Origin of the sequence: Maricaulis sp. (genome assembly GCF_017643475.1) — a bacterium.
Taxonomy (GTDB): domain Bacteria; phylum Pseudomonadota; class Alphaproteobacteria; order Caulobacterales; family Maricaulaceae; genus Maricaulis.
This window is the reverse complement of the sequence record NZ_JAEPNI010000001.1, coordinates 469,085-484,300: the sequence shown is the minus strand read 5'-3', so window position 1 is coordinate 484,300 and position 15,216 is coordinate 469,085. Positions and strand designations below refer to the sequence as shown.

The following is a 15,216-nucleotide window of genomic DNA, read 5'->3' as shown; positions in this document are numbered from 1 at the left end:
CCCCTAACCCTGTCGCGCCAGCATGTTCTGCATGCGCAAGATTTCAGTTGATTGGTCAGCGACAACCGCTGACAGGAATTCGGATAATTCCGGGTCTTCACCGGCTCCGGGTTGGCTGAGCAGCTCGTTGACCATGTCGATGGCACCCTGGTGGTGCAGGATCATTCCGGTGAGATAGAGATAGTCGAACTCGGCCCCGCTGGATGCAGCCAGCGCGTCCATCTGCACTGGTGACAGCATGCCAGGCATTATCGGAACATTCGGGTCCATCTGGTGATTCATGTGGTGACCGTGATGCCCTTGCATCTCGGTGCTTTCGCCTCGCCGCGTTAACCAGGTCCGCATCATCGCGATTTCGGATTCCTGGGTCAGGGCGATGCGTTCCGCCATCAGCCGAACGCCTTCATTACGGCTTCGCCCCTCGACCAACGCTCCCATATCCACAGCCTGGCCATGGTGCACAATCATGTGCTGCATGAACCTCGCGTCTGCCTCAATATAGCTGCTCTGACCGAGTTCCAAGGATTGCTCGCGGGTGAGCGCTCGTGAATTTTCACCGGGAGCGCCCGGTTGGACAATCGGCGCCTGCTGGGCGAATGCGGGTTGGCCCACACTGACCGACAGAGCGGTTGCGGCAAGCATGCCTAGGCCGATCGCGCGGCTTCGAACGAGTTTAATCTGCATCATTCTCCCCAACTGGTATCCGTCCCGAGCCAGTCAAGGCGGATAGTCGGGCAGAGCATTGACCAATGCGGAGGAATTGGCAATTCGGAGAATGAGGCTATGCGGAAAGGCCCACCAACTGGATCAGTGTTCGCCCGGCTTCATCTGGGACTGCATGTAGCGCTCCTCGCCAATCTTCTCGATCAGGCCTAGCTGGGTTTCCAGGAAATCGATGTGATCTTCCTCGGAGGCCAGGATGTCCGTGAACAGCTTGCGCGTGACGTAATCACCGGCTTCCTCGCAATAAGCGATAGCTTCCTTGTAGTAGGGATGCGCGCGCTGCTCGATCTTGAGGTCGCATTCCAGGCATTCCTTTACGCTCTCGCCGATGTAGATCTTGGCCAGATCCTGCACGTTCGGCAGGCCCTCGAGAAACAGGATGCGCTCGATCAGCTGATCTGCGTGTTTCATCTCGTCGATGGATTCTTCGTACTCGACCTCGGCGATCTTGGCGAAGCCCCAGTCCTTGAACATACGGGCATGCAGAAAGTACTGGTTTACGGCCGCGAGCTCGAGCTTGAGCGCACCATTGAGGTATTCGATGATCTTGGAATCGCCCTGCATGAACTCTCTCCCTGCTGTCTTAAACAAAAAACTAGGCGAAGTTCGCGGAAAGCCAAGAACAATGTTTGCGCCTGATAAGCGCTTTCAAATCAACGCGCAACTTGAGAATCGTTTGCGCGGATCTCGGTCGAGGAAATCATATCTCTCACATCCGGGAGACAACGACCGCATTGCGGGCGCGCGTCCAGCTGCTTGAAGACACAGGCCGCCGAGCTGACACCCGGGTCCTGGGCCGCTTGCTTGAGCTGGCTGTCTTTCAGAGCGTTGCAGATACACACATACATACGGAAGACCGATTTGTTTCGACCCTCCGTATGTGGTGCTAATGCGAGTGATTGTCAACTGCATAAGCTATGAGAATGCAGGGTGGCTAGCTGCCCCGCATGATATCGCCGAGAGGACCGAGCACAGAACCTTCACCCTGACCAGAGCCCGCAACCGGGACATTCGCCAGAATACGACCGGCAAGACGGGAGAACGGCATGGACTGGAGCCAGACTTTGCCAGGCCCTTTGAGATGCGCAAAGAACACGCCCTCGCCGCCGAAGATCATCGACTTGATATTGCCTGCCCGCTCGATCTCGAAATCGACGGAGCTGGTATAGGCCACCACGCAACCAGTATCGACATGAATCTCCTCTCCGGCCGCCAGCTCCTTTTCAACCAGAGTTCCGCCTGCGTGAACGAAGCACCAGCCATCCCCTTCAAGACGCTGCATGATGAAGCCTTCTCCACCAAACAGGCCGGTCATGATGCGTTTTTGGAGCGCGATCCCGACAGACACCCCCTTGGCCGCCGCGAGGAAACTGTCCTTCTGACAGATCAGCTCACCGCCAACATCGGGCAAATGTACCGGGATGATCGTGCCTGGATAGGGGGCCGCGAAGGCCACGTGAGATTTACCCTGCCCCTCATGCGTAAAGATCGTCATGAACAGGCTTTCGCCAGTCAGGATTCGTTTACCCGCGCCAGCGAGTGCGCCGAGGAACCCTTGATGTTTGTTGGAACCATCGCCGAAAATCGCATCCATGGAGATGCTCGGCGACTTGTACATCATCGATCCTGCTTCAGCGATGACACTTTCGTTCGGGTCCAGTTCGATTTCGACGAACTGGATGTCCTCACCGCAAATCTTGTAGTCGACTTCATGGGCAGTATTCATGGCGCTCCTCCGCATGCTTCCGTCAGGTTGCATGCCAGAGCCCGTCTGCCTTGTATAGGCGAATAACGCCTAGATGGTCTGGATATCCGACGCTTCCGCCGCCTCGCGGATGAGATGCGCAAGATGCACCGGGGCTTCACCCTTTTTTTCCGTGCGGAAACTCTCATTCTTGTCCAGGCTGGCGACGTCATCCGGCAGATGAGCCTTGTCCACGGACATGGAGCCGGACAGCACCAGCAAAGGTGTCTCGCCAATACAGTCGCGGGCCGTTTCCAGCGTATCGATCGGATGGACTGAATCAGGAAGGCGGAGATCGAGCAGGACGAGATCAAACTCCTCCTTGGCCAGTTTGCGCTTGGCGTCCTTCAGCGTGCCCGCGACCTCGAATGCGATGTCGAAATCACCCGCTTCACAGACAGCATGTTGAACAAGCATTGCATCAGCAAAGTCGTCTTCTACATGCAGCACTCTAAGCGACTGATTGGACACGATCATTTCCTTCCATCTCATATCATATGAGTGTTGCGTTACCGAACCGTTTACGCCCGATTTACTCTCTACGCAATCAGTAATTGTAGTGCGCTCAGATGCCCAATCTGAGCGATGCTGCCCGCACTGTATTCTGGAGCAGCATAGCGATTGTCATCGGACCGATTCCGCCCGGCACAGGCGTGATCCAGCCCGCATGACCGACGATCTCGTCAAAGGCCGCGTCACCTACGAGGCGCGTCTTGCCCTCACCGCGTTCCGGCGCATCGATGCGATTAATTCCGACATCGAGAACACAGGCCCCCGGCTTGACCCAGTCACCGCGCACCATTTCCGGACGACCGACCGCCGGCACCAGGATATCTGCCGTACGACACAGCGCTGGCAGGTCCTTGGTCCGCGAATGCGCAATCGTGACCGTAGCGTTCTTTTCGAGGAACAGAAGTGCTGCAGGCTTGCCAACCAGGATGGATCGCCCGACGACGACAACAGACTTGCCGGAAAGATCTCCCAGCACCTTCTCTGCGAGATAGACGCAGCCAGCTGGCGTACAGGGGCGTAGCCCGGGCTTGCCCAGAACCAGGCGCCCCGCGCTGGCTTCGGTTAGTCCATCCACATCCTTGTCCGGATCGATGGTCTCGATAACGGCATTGGCGTCCATATGATCAGGCAAGGGCAACTGCACCAGAATGCCATCCACCTCCGGATCCGCATTCAATCCGCGCACGATCTCGACAACTTCGGCCTGGGTCACATCAGCGGGTCTGCGCACTTCTACCGAGCGCAGCCCGGCGGCCTCGGTCCGGCGGACCTTGTTGCGCACATAGACCTGGCTGGCCGGATCTTCGCCAATCAGCACAACCGCCAGACAAGGCGGACGCCCGAGCTTTTTCGCCAGCTCTTCACCGTCGGCCTTAGCTTCAAGGTCCAGAGCCTCGCCAATGGCCTTTCCGTCGATCAGTTCAGCGCTCATGCGTCAACGTCTCCAATTTAGCCCGGGTGCGATCCAGCCGATCGGCCGGACCTGTCACTCGAAGCGTCTTGATGCGGGCTGCTGCCCCCCGGATGATGTGTATATCCCGTTTTGGACAACCCGCCCATGTGGCGAAAAGGGCAATCACAGCCTTATTGGCCCTGCCGTTGTCTGGTACCGCCCGCACCCGTAGGACCAAATTCAGCTGCCCGTCCGCAGTAGCGACCACCCCGTTGACACTGTCACTTGAGGCGGCCGGTTTTACGCGGACAGAGACATCCAGTCCTGTCGCATCTCGGACGAACAATTATCAGAAGAGCCGAACGAGCTCGGCAAGCACATACCCTTGCACGAAACCAATGAGCAGCACGAGGACGATAGGGGAAAAGTCCAAACCGCCAAGGGTGGGCAAGACGGAACGGATCGGCCGAAGGAGTGGCTCTGTCACGGCGTGGGTGATGCGGTAGATGGTCGACACGAACTGATTGTGCGTGTTGATCACATTAAAATTGATCAACCAGCTCATGACTATGCCGATAATCACGATCCACACCAGGATGCTTAATGCGGGATGGATGAGATAGATGATCAAACCGTCAATTGGGGACATGGCTTAGCTTTCCGTTTTACCCAGCGCCAGAGGCTTTCTAACGCGCACTGGCTGATCCCGTCCAGCAGGACACTGATCAATCTCCTCGACGTTCTGCCCTGAACCTCCTTCCCGTCGCTGTGCTCTTCCGAGCGCCCTGAACATAAGGTGCGATAATGCAACCCATTGTTTGCATAAGATATTCAGCAGATGGAGCCGGGCGCAGCTTGTATGCTGTCCGCCGCGGACTAAGCTGCTCCGCTTTGGGTGATAATTTGGGGTTGCACATGAATTGGAGTTCCGAACTTCGGGCCTTTCGTTCTCGCACGGGACTGAAACAGGAAGCACTCGCGGACCTGCTCAAGATTTCGCAGGCTTATGTCTCGCGCCTGGAAGCCGGTCGCACCGAACCCAAGCCGGGTCTGGAAAACCGGATCCGCGCCCTGATGTCGGACCGCTCCCATCGCGACGTGCTGGACTTCGTCTTGTCCAGCGTCCGTGTCAGCCCGCAGATCAGCTGCGTTATCCAGCCGACTGAAGACAATGTGCGTTATGTCGCCCTGTCCAATGGCTTCCGCGATCACCCTCAATTCGCCGGCGCCCAGGAAGGCCTGGAAGTCCGTCGGGAGGCTTCACCAGACGGGCATCGCCTCGTTCGCGAAATCCTTGCCTGTGGTGCATTCTCCGGCCAGGTCCGCTCGGTAGACGCCGTGTGGAAGGCAACGATAGATGGACAGACCTATTGCTGGCGCTCGGTGAACACGCCGGTCCGGGCCAGCGATGGTGTCTGGTATCTGCTATGCGCCATGACACAGCTGAGCGAAGACGAGCACGACGAGCGAATGGCCCAGCGCGACACGCAACTCGTCATAAACGCGATTCAATAAGCCTGGGCGCGAAAAACGCTTCCTTTACGTCTGCGTGCTAGACCGTGGACATGTCCAGTTTCGTGTCCAAGATCGCGCGTTTCAGCCTGCTTGCAGGTTGTGTCATTGCCCTGTCCGGTGCGCCGGCAGCCCATGCGGCTGCGCCGCCGCCCTCCGAAGGGGCATCATCCTCTGACAGTGATGGCCGTCACAGGAATCTGACATCGTCCTCGACTTACATGCCCCTGCCTCCGCTGATGGCGGCTGTGCAATCGAATTTCCGATCGCAGGGCCTGTTGCAGATCGAAGCCGGGCTCGAGATTGACGACCCGCGTCTGCGTCGCCGGGTCGAACGGTATATGCCGCGCCTGCGCAATGCCTATGTTTCCGCGCTGACGCTGTATACGGGCTCGTATTATCGGTTCGGCGAGGTTCCCGATGCCGACCGCATCGCTGACCTGCTCCAGGAAGCCACGAACATGACCCTTGGCCAGGAAGGCGCGGACGTCCTCCTGGGCATGATCATCATCCATTCTGACTAGGTCGCCCTAGGCGATCTCGTCCATGAAGCCGGCGAGGGTCAGATCAAGCTCGGTGACGCCGCCTGCATCATGCGTGGCCAGCGTCACATCGACCTTGTTCCAGACATTGAACCATTCAGGATGGTGGTTCATCTGCTCGGCCTTGACCGCGACGCGGCTCATGAACCCCCAGGCCTCGTTGAAATCGGAAAACTCAAAGACCTTGCGGATCGCATCCCGCCCCTCAACGACCGACCAGCTGGAGAGTTTTGCGACAACAGCTTCTGCGCCAAGCTTTTTCATATCCACCTCTTATTCCGCCGGCATGGTCATCGGTTCGATGCCCAGCGTCTTGAACAGGTCGAAATCCTCGTGTTTTTCCGGGTTCGGCGTGGTCAGGAGTTCCTCGCCAACGAAGATGGAATTGGCGCCGGCCAGGAAACACAGCGCCTGGGTTTCGCGGCTCATGCCCTCGCGCCCCGCCGACAGGCGCACCATGGATTTCGGCATCATGATCCGCGCCGTGGCGATCGTGCGAACGAAATCGATCCCGTCCAGCGGCTTGCTGTCACCCAGCGGCGTATTCTCGACAGCCACCAGGTGATTGATCGGAACACTTTCCGGGTGCGGATCCATATTGGCCAGCTCGGCGATCAGGCCGATACGCGCCGTTTCCGGTTCGCCCATGCCAATGATACCGCCCGTGCAGACATGAATGCCGGCGCCACGAACACGATCCAGCGTATCGAGGCGGTCCTGGTAGGTGCGCGTCGAGATCACCCGGCCATAATCTTCCGGCGCGGTGTCGATGTTGTGATTGTAATAATCCAGCCCGGCGTCACGCAGTTTTTTCGCCTGTTCGTCTTCCAGCATGCCCAGCGTGACACAGGTTTCCATGCCCAGCGCCTTGACGCCGGAAATCATCTCGCAGATCGCATCTTCATCGCGGGACTTCAGCTCGCGCCAGGCGGCACCCATACAGAACCGGGTCGCGCCGCCGTCCTTGGCTTTCTGCGCTGCGTCCAGAACCTCGTCGACAGGCATCAACTTGGAGGCTTTCAGCCCAGTATCGAAATGAGCGGACTGGTTGCAGTAGCCACAATCCTCGGCACAGCCGCCGGTCTTGATCGACAGGAGCTGGCTGGTCTGGACCTGGTTGGCCGGATGGCATTTTCTGTGCACAGATTGCGCCGCAAAGATGAGGTCGTTAAACGGCGCGCGATAGATTTCGGCAGCCTCCTCGCGGGTCCAATCGGTACGCGGGGTCAGCAGACGGTCGATATCATTGAGCAACTGGGTCATGGAAAGCCTGTCCTGAAGAATGTCAGCGGAACCTAAGAATACTTCGGCCCGGCGTCCAGATATGGGACTGCGATGGGCGGGTCGTGTCATGTTTTTGACCACAACGGCGCTGATCACCGATTTGGCGCTGCAGCCTAGCTACGCGACGCCCGCCAGTGTTCTGGGCAGCGACAAGGTTGAACATATCGCCGCCTTTCTCACGCTGGCCATGCTGTCACGATTGGCCTGGCCAACCCTCAGCCGATGGCTTCTGGGTGGTCTGCTGGCGCTTTACGGGCTGGGCATCGAATTCGTGCAATCGATGGATTTTGTCGGTCGCACAGCATCCGTTGCGGATTTTGTCGCTGACGTGGTCGGCATTGCACTCGGCTTCCTGGCCATTCGCCTCCTGGCCCCGCGCAAATAAAAAGCCCCGCCGGTCAGGCGGGGCTTTTCATGTCTCTCGTCGCCGAGATTATTCAGGCTTGTTCTCACCTTCGGCGTCGTCGCCACCTTCGGCTTCAGCCGCCGGTGCGTCATCAACGTGAGCGCTGGCGTCATAATCAACATCCAGGCCACCCGCGACGATCTTGCCATCATGTTCCTTGGTGATCTTGAAGACCATGCCGGACAGGAAGATCAGGGCGATCAGGTTCGGAGCTGCCATCGCCGCGTTGGCAATACCGCCCAGACGCCAGATCACGTCGACCTGCTGGAAAGAACCAACAAAGACCATGGCAACCCAGACCAGGCGGAACGGGACAACAAGCCCCTCGCCACCCAGGAAGGCGATCGCACGCTCACCATAATAGGACCAGCCCAGAATGGTGGTGAAGGCAAAGAAGGCCAGGATAATGGCGATATACCAGTCACCGAACGGGAAGGCCGCCTGGTAGGAGGCCTGCGTGACCTGGATGCCCTCGAGGCCAGCCAGCCATGCATAGCCGATCGTTTCACCCGCCTCGTTGTAAACAAAGTCGCCAGTAACCGTCAGGATGACCAGGGCCGTCATCGTACAGATAACCATGGTGTCCAGGAAGGTACCGACCATGGCGATCTTGCCCTGCTGAACCGGGTCTTTCGTCTGCGCGGCAGCGTGCGCGATCGGGGCAGAACCCTGACCGGCCTCGTTGGAGAAGAGACCACGCTCAACACCGAAACGAATACCTGCAGAGAGAGAGGCTCCCAGGAAACCGCCCGCCGCGGCAGCCGGCTCGAACAGGCCACCAAAGATCAGACCGAATGCAGCCGGGATCTCATTGGCGTTCATGACCAGCGTCACGATGGCAACGATGACATAGGTGATCGCCATCAGCGGAACGACGCGCCCCGCGACCGTACCGATGGATTTAATACCACCGAGAATGACGATGAAGGTCAGACCCGCGATCACAGCACCAACAATCATCTTGGAGGTGATGCTGTTGGGATCGAGGATGTCCGCATTACCAAGCGCACCCACGATACCATTCGTCAGCGAGTTGGACTGGATCATGTTGCCGGTCGCAACAGCGGAGAAAAGCGTACCGGCTGCGAACAGCACGGCCAGCCACATCCACCATTTTCCGAGACCGTTCTTGATGTAATACATCGGGCCGCCGGCGACGGAGGACTTGCCGTCCTTCGGGTGCTCGCGATAGCGAACAGCCAGCATGGATTCCGAATAGGCCGACGCCATACCGACCATGGCGGTAACCCACATCCAAAAGATCGCGGCCGGACCACCCAGCGTGATCGCGGTGGCGACACCAGCCAGGTTACCCGTGCCGACCTGTCCCGACAGGGCCGTTGCAAGGGCCTGGAACGGAGAGATCGCGCCGTCTTCTTTCTTGTCGGAGCTTGCGAACAGCGAGCGGAAAGCGCGCGGCAGCTGGCGGATCGGCATGAAGCGCAGACCAACCATGAGATAAAGGCCGGTACCAAGCAGAAGAATGGTAATCGGGCCGACCGGCAGAATCGTCTGATCGCCCCAGTTACCCCCCCAGAGGAAGTCACTGAACGTCTCGATGCCGCCCACAATTGTTTCGTACATGGAACTCGTCCCCTCCCAGGACACAATTTCACTTGGCGCGCACCATAGGAAGTCAGGGCGCACGCTAAAAGCGTTTTGTGCGTTTTCGTGACAGTTCAGGTGGATCGCACGGACAAACTTCGCGCGAGAGGGGAGACAGGTCAAATAGTACGAACCGGAATATATGACCGTATTGTAACTGCGAGGATGAAAACCGGTTCGGTCCGGCACCCTACAGCTGTGGCGACCTTAGCTCGGAGGGGATCCTTCATGTTCAAAAAAGTATTGCTGGCCTGCACGGCCAGCCTCGCGCTGGCGTCGGCCGGCTTCGCCCAGACTAACATTTCTGCCGACGAACGCGCTGCGGCTTTGCGTGAAATAGCGGAACTGATTGGCGATGAATATTTCGACGCAACGCGCGCAGCAGCGATTGAAAGCCAGCTCAAAGAACTGGTCAGCTCCGGTGCGTTCGACGATTTTGATGACGCGGAAAGCCTGTCCTCCCATCTCACCCAGCTCCTGCTGGAAGAAGATCGCCACTTCTCCGTCAACTATCGCGGCATGGAAGCGGTTCGCGAAGCGATCGCTGCGGCGGAAGCCGCGGAAGCCCGCCGTGCCAATCGCGATAATGAGCCCCAGCGCGCGCCGCGCGACCGCTTTGCCGGCCTGCGCCAGCAGAATTTCGGCTTTGACAGCGTGGAAATCCTCGATGGCAATATCGGTTACATCAAGATAGACATGTTCGCTCCGATCGAGGGCGGAATGGACACGGCCAACGCCGCGCTCGGCTTTGTTGCCGGCACCAATGCGATCATTTTCGACCTGCGTGAGAACCGCGGCGGAGCGCCTTCAATGGTGCAATACCTGATCAGTCACTTCCTGGAAGATGGCGGCGATACGCTGATCAACACCTTCGTTTCCCGTGACCTGGACTACCCGAACCAGATGTGGTCGATCCCGCACCACCCGATGGGACACCGCCCGGATGTTCCGGTCATCGTGTTGACCAGCGGTGCAACGGGTTCGGCAGACGAGGCCTTCCCCTACCACCTGCAGGCCCTGGAGCGCGGTACAATCATCGGTGAAAGCACCTATGGTGCCGGCAATCCGGGCGGCACCTGGCTGACGGATCGGGGCTATGAGATTTTCATCTCCACCGGCTCTGCACGCAATCCGATCACCGGCACCAACTGGGAAGGTACCGGTGTGACGCCGGATATCGAGGTCGCATCAGACCATGCGCTCAACCAGGCCCTGCTGTCTCTATACCCCCAGCTCATCGAGGATACGGAGGACGACAACGCCCGCCGCTCACTGGAGTGGGGACAGGAAATGCTCGAGGCGGAGATGGAGCCGATCGAAATCAGCGCCTCGGATCTGGAAGCCTATGTCGGCACTTTCGGCATCCGCTCGACCCGCATGGACGATGGTCAGCTGATTTATCAGCGTGATGGCAATCCGCCGATCCAATTGATCGCGCTGGGTGATGACCGGTTTGCTTTCCCGGGAGACAACATGGCGCGCCTGGTGTTCGAACGAGATCGTCGCGGCCGGGTCATCTCGCTGGATCTGCACATGATCCGTGGCCGGGTCATGGCCAACCCGCGAACAGACTAACGCAGTTCGATCGCGATCACGCCCCACAGCCAGTCATCATCCGACATGTCCGCAAGTGCCGGATCTGACTGGCGGGGCCAGACCAGCATGGCGGGTCCGAAGCCACCCATTGGCAAGGGCTCGCCATTCATCTGCGTGGCCAGGATCACATCATGCGCCTGGATCCGCCCCAGCGCGATCTCGCGCTGGTAACCATCCAACGCTGTGACCACAGCCAGCTCACCTGAGGGCACTCCCAGCGCAATCACATCACGAAGCAGCGGCCCCCGAAACTCCCGTATCTCGCTGCCCGCCGGAAAATCTGTACGCACGATATGCTGAGGCAAACGCGCCAGCTGGGCGGCCGAAACAGCGAACCCCTCGCCTACTTCCAGACCAAACGAGTTGAAAAGCGGCTCTGTCAGGGGATCCAACGGCCCCCGATTGCTCTCTTGGATATCGCCGTAAAGGGTCAGCAAGGCCCCGGTCTCTGCCGCAGGCTCGGATGAACATGCCGCGAACAAGCCCACCATCGACACAACAAGTCCGGCCACAAACCTGCGCATGACGCCCCCTAGAAATATGTGCCGGCATAGGTGATCAGCTGACCACCCGTACCCAGTTTGAAACGAGCCAGACCCGCGCTCTTCACCGTCTCTACGCCGCCGAGGTCGAGCCGTTTCACGCCGCGCTGCTTGAGAACGTCCAGCGCCTGCCAGAGCAAAAGGTTGTGAGCGCCCAGCTTGCGGCCTTCCTCGCTGTTCCAGCCGATATGATAAGTCGCGGCACAGCCATGGATCAGGAACAGCATGGCCGCAGCCTTCTGTTTGCCAAGATCACCACGCAGGATGAGCAGGCTGTCGCGATCCCCCTTGGCCTTGACGAATTCGGGTACCAGAGCTGCCGGGGTAGCGGTGTAGCCGCGGTCCTTGCGCTGCCCCTCTTCGGTCTCTAGCAGCCAGATATATTGCGCTGGCTTGGTCCCGTTCTGCTGGACTTTCAGCGCTGACTTCTCAGCGGCGACCAGTCGATTGCGCCATTTGCCGTCAAACCCGGCCCGTAAATCCGCCAGCGATTGGGTGAGGTCCAGCATCACCGTGGAATAACCCGAGACGACAAGCCGCGCGCCACCGGGCGGATCCACATCATCCGGTGTCTGGAGGGTCACGCGCGGCCAGCCAAGGCCCAGCGCCGATTTCAGGGCCCGATGCACCTGCCTGCGCTGCTCGGTGGAGACCTCTCGCAGCCAGACCGGCCCGCGCGAACACAGGCCGACATTGACCATCATGCCAATCTTGCGGGTCGTGAACTGGGCGAGTGCGAGCTGGCCGGCATCATCCTCGATGACCACGCGCACGACGTTCGCACCAACGGACGCCAACGCGTCTCCATAGCTCCAGTCCTGTTGCAGGGAGGCCGGTGTTTCCGCCAAGGCCTTATCCCACTGGTCACGGGAGATGTCGGTGGAGATCTGCATCGATTGGTTAACCAGAATCACTGCCTGATCCCACTATCCACGCCTCGCCATGGAGCACAATGCATGTTCAGCCGTCGCCCCGAAGCCGTGATGGGTCATCGCATCGCGCCGCCGCGCCTGACCCCGATGGCCGTCATCCTGCTGATCCTCTATGTCGGGGTTCCGGTGCTCCTGTTCACCGGCCTTCTTGACCTGGCCATGCAGCTCATGTTCGGCGTCTGCACCGGGCTGTGGTGCCTCGCCGGCTAGTCCTCGGCGTCTTTCAGGCGTTCGCGCACAGCACCGGCCAGGCTGCGACTGACGGGGATTTCCAGTCTCTGCCCGAGGAATAGTGAATACCGGCTGCTCGGCCGCACCTGCAGGCGAGTCGCATGGTCCATATTGACGATGTGAGAGCGGTGCACCCGCATGAAGCTTGGCGCCAGCTGCTCCATCAGCTTGTTGAATGCGCCACGCGTGAGTTGCCGCTGGCCATCCTCCATCTCGAACTCGGCATAGTTTCCGGCGGCATGAATCGCGACGACCTCCGCGAGGATAAAGGCCTTCTCGCCACTCTCCGTCTGGAGACAGGTTGTCACAGCAACCGGTGCAGTTTCGGTAGCCGTACCGGGTTGGAAAACACCAACGAATTCAACCATCAGAACGAGACCGAGGACCAGAAACACCGTATTGTCGAGGAATGCCCAGGGAGACCAGATCGCGATTATTGCTGTCGCCAGTAGCACTGCCATCACCGGATCGATCAGCGCCGAACGCAGTCCGGCTCGTACAATCATTTCACCGGCGATGAACAAGGCAATCAGCGCCAGGCCGATAAGGGTGACCGTATCCGGGTTTATCCCGAGCACCATCCCGACCAGCACCAGCATGCCAGCACTCCCCAGCATCGCGGCAGGCACCCGCCAGCCAGCCTCCCTGCGTTGCGCGATCCACCAGGTCAGCACTGCCGAGAGCGTGCCCAGGCTGAGCACAAACATGCGCGGCAGGTGGAATACGTAGGGGTAGTTGATGATCGCCCGGCTGATCTCGGCGGAAAGGGCAAGCGCCAACGACACCGCCGCGACCAGCATCCAGCCCGTGTGCCAACGCACGCCATTGCGCATCAGCTCGTGAGCAAAGCCCAGCACAATCAGGATCAAAAGACCAATCAGGGAAATACCCGCCCAGTAATATCCCGCCTGGCGGGCGTCGGGACGCAGTTCCGGGGTCAGGGCGAAATCCTGCAACAGGCGATGCCCGTGCAACCCTGCCTTCGAGGATGAGACCAGGATCATCAACTCATTAGTGCCCGCCCTTGCCGAACTCAGATCGTGGGAGGAATCGATGAGCGCCTCGCCCTCAAGTCCGTCAATCGCGGCGTCGCCTTTCGACCCAACCCGGCGCCCGTTGAGATAGACAGTCGCCGCAAACGGTCCGGACAGGCGCAAATCGGGACCGCGGCCTGATGGACCTGGAGAGCCAGGCTCCTGCAACACCACAAACCCGGTATCGTGTCTATTCCATCGCCAAGGCCATGACGGCGACAGCGGCCATGCGGTTAGTGGAGTTGGAGAGACTTGATCTCGACACGCGGGTCGAAACCTATCTGTCGGACTTGCCGGACCACGTGCACGGAATCACCGCGCGCCAGCTGATGGGCCACCGCAGCGGCATCCGGCATTATCGACAGGGTGAATGGATCAGCGTCAGCCATCGCGACTGTGCGAGCCCGACCGACGCCCTGGAAGACTTCATCAACGACCCCCTCGACAACGAGCCCGGAACGGCGATGGCCTATTCCACATTTGGCTATGTCTTGCTCAGCGCGGTCATCGAGGCTGCCTATGGCCAGCTCTATGAGAAAGCCATACAAGACCTGGTTTTCACACCGGCGGGGATGACGGCCACCGCGATCGAAGGCCGCGAGGTCAGCGGTTTTGATACGGCCACCTTCTATGTCGCGCCCGATCCGAATGATCCGGAGGACGACTGGTTCGCGACCGTCGATTGGGACCCGTCCATCAATGCAAGCCGCAAGTTCGGGGGTGGTGGATTCTTGTAGACATCTGAAGACCTGGTCCGGTTTGGCTGGGCGCTCAGTACTGGTCGGCTCGTGTCCGCGGGCAGCACGGCCTTTCTCACCGATGTTTATGATGACGGGCTCAACCAGGGTCCGGCGTATGGCCATGGCTTTTTCGACGGGCGAAGCTGGATGGAGAGCATAGCGCGTTGGGCTGAAAATGAGGGCGGTCGCGAGAACACACCTTATCTGCCGGAAACGCCGATCTGGTTCCATGGTGGAACCGCCGCCGGCGGGCATGCCTTACTCTTCGTCTATCCCGAATACGACCTCGTCGCGAGTTTCGCTGCCACCAACAGGCTGGGCGGAAATGTCGTCATGCTTGACCTGCATGAGATCGCTCTGCTCTTCGCACCCGCGGGATAGCCCGCCACAAACGGAAAACGACCCGCGCCGGGGAGGACGCGGGTCGCTTGCCCATTGCCAAGGGGGGAGCAATGTCAGTTGAGCTGGAAATTCAGCTGTGTCTGGTGCCCTTCGGTCTGGACGTCAGCTTCACTGAAACGCCAGGAAGCCACAGCTCTTAGTGCTGCGCGATCAAACACGCCTGCGGGCTCGGCTTCGGCCACAGTGGCGTCGACCACATCGCCGGACGGGTCAATCGAATAGGCGATGATCACATAACCCTCGACGCCCCTGCGCTCCGCTGCTCGCGGGTAGTCCGGCGCGCTGACCCGCACCGCTTCCCGCTCTGGCTGTTCCTGCACCGCGAACGCAGCAGGTGCTGCAAACGCCGCTAGGGCCAGTGACAATCCTAAAACTCGCTTGTGAAACTCCGCACGCATCATCTCCTCCCGTCGGGACTTTGTTTGTTATGGGAGCAGGCTAGCAAACCCAGCTTTCAACGCGGTTAGTTCTGTCGTTCGAATTTTATCGAAACAAATTTATAACGCATTTTCATAATC

At 59.3% G+C, this 15,216-nt stretch carries 22 protein-coding genes; 7 read left to right on the top strand and 15 right to left on the bottom strand.

Going from position 1 to position 15,216, the window contains the following annotated elements:
• Window positions 1–3: 3 nt before the first annotated feature.
• From JJ889_RS02335 to JJ889_RS02310, 8 genes are all read right to left on the bottom strand, one after another.
• Complete coding sequence (locus JJ889_RS02335) at window positions 4–684, bottom strand: DUF305 domain-containing protein (protein ID WP_291891175.1); 681 nt, start codon at window positions 682–684, stop codon at window positions 4–6.
• Window positions 685–807: 123 nt separating this feature from the next.
• Window positions 808–1,287, bottom strand: coding sequence for a bacterioferritin (gene bfr, locus JJ889_RS02330; RefSeq protein ID WP_291891173.1), 480 nt, complete (start codon window positions 1,285–1,287; stop codon window positions 808–810).
• Between the two features lie 89 nt (window positions 1,288–1,376).
• Window positions 1,377–1,571: a (2Fe-2S)-binding protein gene (locus JJ889_RS15895; protein WP_366940027.1), complete on the bottom strand. Its 195-nt coding sequence runs from the start codon at window positions 1,569–1,571 to the stop codon at window positions 1,377–1,379.
• Between the two features lie 86 nt (window positions 1,572–1,657).
• Entirely contained in the window at window positions 1,658–2,449 is a 792-nt protein-coding gene (locus JJ889_RS02325) for a TIGR00266 family protein (protein WP_291891171.1), read from the bottom strand.
• Window positions 2,450–2,518: 69 nt separating this feature from the next.
• The gene (locus JJ889_RS02320; protein WP_291891169.1) at window positions 2,519–2,938 is read right to left on the bottom strand and encodes a response regulator; all 420 of its coding nucleotides are present in this window, start codon (window positions 2,936–2,938) and stop codon (window positions 2,519–2,521) included.
• Between the two features lie 94 nt (window positions 2,939–3,032).
• Window positions 3,033–3,911, bottom strand: coding sequence for a bifunctional methylenetetrahydrofolate dehydrogenase/methenyltetrahydrofolate cyclohydrolase FolD (gene folD, locus JJ889_RS02315; RefSeq protein WP_291891167.1), 879 nt, complete (start codon window positions 3,909–3,911; stop codon window positions 3,033–3,035).
• Window positions 3,901–4,218: a DUF167 family protein gene (locus JJ889_RS15890; RefSeq protein WP_366940026.1), complete on the bottom strand. Its 318-nt coding sequence runs from the start codon at window positions 4,216–4,218 to the stop codon at window positions 3,901–3,903. The genes folD and JJ889_RS15890 overlap by 11 nt, the downstream gene beginning before the upstream one ends.
• 3 nt (window positions 4,219–4,221) lie before the next feature.
• Window positions 4,222–4,521, bottom strand: a complete 300-nt coding sequence (locus JJ889_RS02310; protein ID WP_291891165.1) for a YggT family protein — start codon at window positions 4,519–4,521, stop codon at window positions 4,222–4,224.
• Window positions 4,522–4,787: 266 nt separating this feature from the next.
• On the opposite strand from JJ889_RS02310, the gene JJ889_RS02305 reads away from it, so the two are divergent.
• Window positions 4,788–5,387 carry a helix-turn-helix transcriptional regulator gene (locus JJ889_RS02305; RefSeq protein WP_291891163.1) on the top strand — a complete coding sequence of 200 codons (600 nt, stop codon included), beginning with the start codon at window positions 4,788–4,790 and terminating at the stop codon, window positions 5,385–5,387.
• 50 nt (window positions 5,388–5,437) lie between these two features.
• Window positions 5,438–5,908: a hypothetical protein gene (locus JJ889_RS02300; RefSeq protein ID WP_291891161.1), complete on the top strand. Its 471-nt coding sequence runs from the start codon at window positions 5,438–5,440 to the stop codon at window positions 5,906–5,908.
• Between the two features lie 6 nt (window positions 5,909–5,914).
• On the opposite strand, the gene JJ889_RS02295 is transcribed toward JJ889_RS02300, so the two are convergent.
• Complete coding sequence (locus JJ889_RS02295) at window positions 5,915–6,190, bottom strand: 4a-hydroxytetrahydrobiopterin dehydratase (RefSeq protein ID WP_291891159.1); 276 nt, start codon at window positions 6,188–6,190, stop codon at window positions 5,915–5,917.
• A 9-nt stretch (window positions 6,191–6,199) separates the two neighbouring features.
• A complete protein-coding gene (bioB, locus tag JJ889_RS02290) occupies window positions 6,200–7,189 on the bottom strand; it encodes a biotin synthase BioB (RefSeq protein ID WP_291891157.1) in 990 nt (329 codons plus the stop codon).
• Between the two features lie 88 nt (window positions 7,190–7,277).
• Between bioB and JJ889_RS02285 the strand changes: the two genes are divergently transcribed.
• Entirely contained in the window at window positions 7,278–7,595 is a 318-nt protein-coding gene (locus JJ889_RS02285; protein ID WP_291891155.1) for a VanZ family protein, read from the top strand.
• Window positions 7,596–7,643: 48 nt separating this feature from the next.
• Here JJ889_RS02285 and JJ889_RS02280 read toward each other — a convergent pair whose 3' ends face one another.
• On the bottom strand, window positions 7,644–9,200 hold the full coding sequence (locus tag JJ889_RS02280) for a sodium:alanine symporter family protein (RefSeq protein WP_291891153.1): 1,557 nt from the start codon (window positions 9,198–9,200) through the stop codon (window positions 7,644–7,646).
• 249 nt (window positions 9,201–9,449) lie between these two features.
• Here JJ889_RS02280 and JJ889_RS02275 point away from each other — a divergent pair, with 249 nt between their 5' ends.
• A complete protein-coding gene (locus tag JJ889_RS02275; protein ID WP_291891151.1) occupies window positions 9,450–10,796 on the top strand; it encodes a S41 family peptidase in 1,347 nt (448 codons plus the stop codon).
• On the opposite strand, the gene JJ889_RS02270 is transcribed toward JJ889_RS02275, so the two are convergent.
• Together JJ889_RS02270 and JJ889_RS02265 are read right to left on the bottom strand one after the other, a co-directional pair.
• Window positions 10,793–11,341, bottom strand: coding sequence for a molybdopterin-dependent oxidoreductase (locus tag JJ889_RS02270; protein ID WP_291891149.1), 549 nt, complete (start codon window positions 11,339–11,341; stop codon window positions 10,793–10,795). The two genes, JJ889_RS02275 and JJ889_RS02270, sit on opposite strands and share 4 nt — an antisense overlap.
• An 8-nt stretch (window positions 11,342–11,349) precedes the next feature.
• Window positions 11,350–12,273 (bottom strand): GNAT family N-acetyltransferase, encoded by a 924-nt coding sequence (locus JJ889_RS02265; RefSeq protein WP_291891147.1) that lies wholly within the window; start codon window positions 12,271–12,273, stop codon window positions 11,350–11,352.
• A gap of 42 nt (window positions 12,274–12,315) precedes the next feature.
• Here JJ889_RS02265 and JJ889_RS02260 point away from each other — a divergent pair, with 42 nt between their 5' ends.
• The gene (locus tag JJ889_RS02260) at window positions 12,316–12,501 is read left to right on the top strand and encodes a hypothetical protein (RefSeq protein ID WP_291891145.1); all 186 of its coding nucleotides are present in this window, start codon (window positions 12,316–12,318) and stop codon (window positions 12,499–12,501) included.
• On the opposite strand, the gene JJ889_RS02255 is transcribed toward JJ889_RS02260, so the two are convergent.
• Entirely contained in the window at window positions 12,498–13,679 is a 1,182-nt protein-coding gene (locus JJ889_RS02255; RefSeq protein ID WP_291891144.1) for a LytTR family transcriptional regulator DNA-binding domain-containing protein, read from the bottom strand. The genes JJ889_RS02260 and JJ889_RS02255 overlap by 4 nt on opposite strands.
• 17 nt (window positions 13,680–13,696) lie before the next feature.
• Between JJ889_RS02255 and JJ889_RS02250 the strand changes: the two genes are divergently transcribed.
• Together JJ889_RS02250 and JJ889_RS02245 are read left to right on the top strand one after the other, a co-directional pair.
• Entirely contained in the window at window positions 13,697–14,293 is a 597-nt protein-coding gene (locus tag JJ889_RS02250) for a serine hydrolase (RefSeq protein WP_291891143.1), read from the top strand.
• Window positions 14,294–14,344: 51 nt separating this feature from the next.
• Complete coding sequence (locus JJ889_RS02245; RefSeq protein ID WP_291891142.1) at window positions 14,345–14,677, top strand: hypothetical protein; 333 nt, start codon at window positions 14,345–14,347, stop codon at window positions 14,675–14,677.
• Window positions 14,678–14,751: 74 nt separating this feature from the next.
• Here the strand turns inward: JJ889_RS02245 and JJ889_RS02240 are convergent, their stop codons facing one another.
• The gene (locus JJ889_RS02240) at window positions 14,752–15,096 is read right to left on the bottom strand and encodes an energy transducer TonB (RefSeq protein WP_291891141.1); all 345 of its coding nucleotides are present in this window, start codon (window positions 15,094–15,096) and stop codon (window positions 14,752–14,754) included.
• Between the last annotated feature and the right edge of the window lie 120 nt (window positions 15,097–15,216).

Excerpts from the sequence above, each read along its gene's own strand:
- JJ889_RS02275 (WP_291891151.1), top strand. The coding sequence starts at position 9,450 with ATGTTCAAAAAAGTATTGCTGGCCTGCACGGCCAGCCTCGCGCTGGCG.
- JJ889_RS02335 (WP_291891175.1), bottom strand. The coding sequence starts at position 684 with ATGCAGATTAAACTCGTTCGAAGCCGCGCGATCGGCCTAGGCATGCTT.
- JJ889_RS02285 (WP_291891155.1), top strand. The coding sequence starts at position 7,278 with ATGTTTTTGACCACAACGGCGCTGATCACCGATTTGGCGCTGCAGCCT.
- bfr (WP_291891173.1), bottom strand. The coding sequence starts at position 1,287 with ATGCAGGGCGATTCCAAGATCATCGAATACCTCAATGGTGCGCTCAAG.
- JJ889_RS02260 (WP_291891145.1), top strand. The coding sequence starts at position 12,316 with ATGTTCAGCCGTCGCCCCGAAGCCGTGATGGGTCATCGCATCGCGCCG.
- JJ889_RS02325 (WP_291891171.1), bottom strand. The coding sequence starts at position 2,449 with ATGAATACTGCCCATGAAGTCGACTACAAGATTTGCGGTGAGGACATC.
- JJ889_RS02295 (WP_291891159.1), bottom strand. The coding sequence starts at position 6,190 with ATGAAAAAGCTTGGCGCAGAAGCTGTTGTCGCAAAACTCTCCAGCTGG.
- bioB (WP_291891157.1), bottom strand. The coding sequence starts at position 7,189 with ATGACCCAGTTGCTCAATGATATCGACCGTCTGCTGACCCCGCGTACC.
- JJ889_RS02240 (WP_291891141.1), bottom strand. The coding sequence starts at position 15,096 with ATGCGTGCGGAGTTTCACAAGCGAGTTTTAGGATTGTCACTGGCCCTA.
- JJ889_RS02270 (WP_291891149.1), bottom strand. The coding sequence starts at position 11,341 with ATGCGCAGGTTTGTGGCCGGACTTGTTGTGTCGATGGTGGGCTTGTTC.
- folD (WP_291891167.1), bottom strand. The coding sequence starts at position 3,911 with ATGAGCGCTGAACTGATCGACGGAAAGGCCATTGGCGAGGCTCTGGAC.
- JJ889_RS02310 (WP_291891165.1), bottom strand. The coding sequence starts at position 4,521 with ATGTCCCCAATTGACGGTTTGATCATCTATCTCATCCATCCCGCATTA.
- JJ889_RS02305 (WP_291891163.1), top strand. The coding sequence starts at position 4,788 with ATGAATTGGAGTTCCGAACTTCGGGCCTTTCGTTCTCGCACGGGACTG.
- JJ889_RS02300 (WP_291891161.1), top strand. The coding sequence starts at position 5,438 with ATGTCCAGTTTCGTGTCCAAGATCGCGCGTTTCAGCCTGCTTGCAGGT.
- JJ889_RS15895 (WP_366940027.1), bottom strand. The coding sequence starts at position 1,571 with ATGTATGTGTGTATCTGCAACGCTCTGAAAGACAGCCAGCTCAAGCAA.
- JJ889_RS02280 (WP_291891153.1), bottom strand. The coding sequence starts at position 9,200 with ATGTACGAAACAATTGTGGGCGGCATCGAGACGTTCAGTGACTTCCTC.
- JJ889_RS02250 (WP_291891143.1), top strand. The coding sequence starts at position 13,697 with ATGGACCTGGAGAGCCAGGCTCCTGCAACACCACAAACCCGGTATCGT.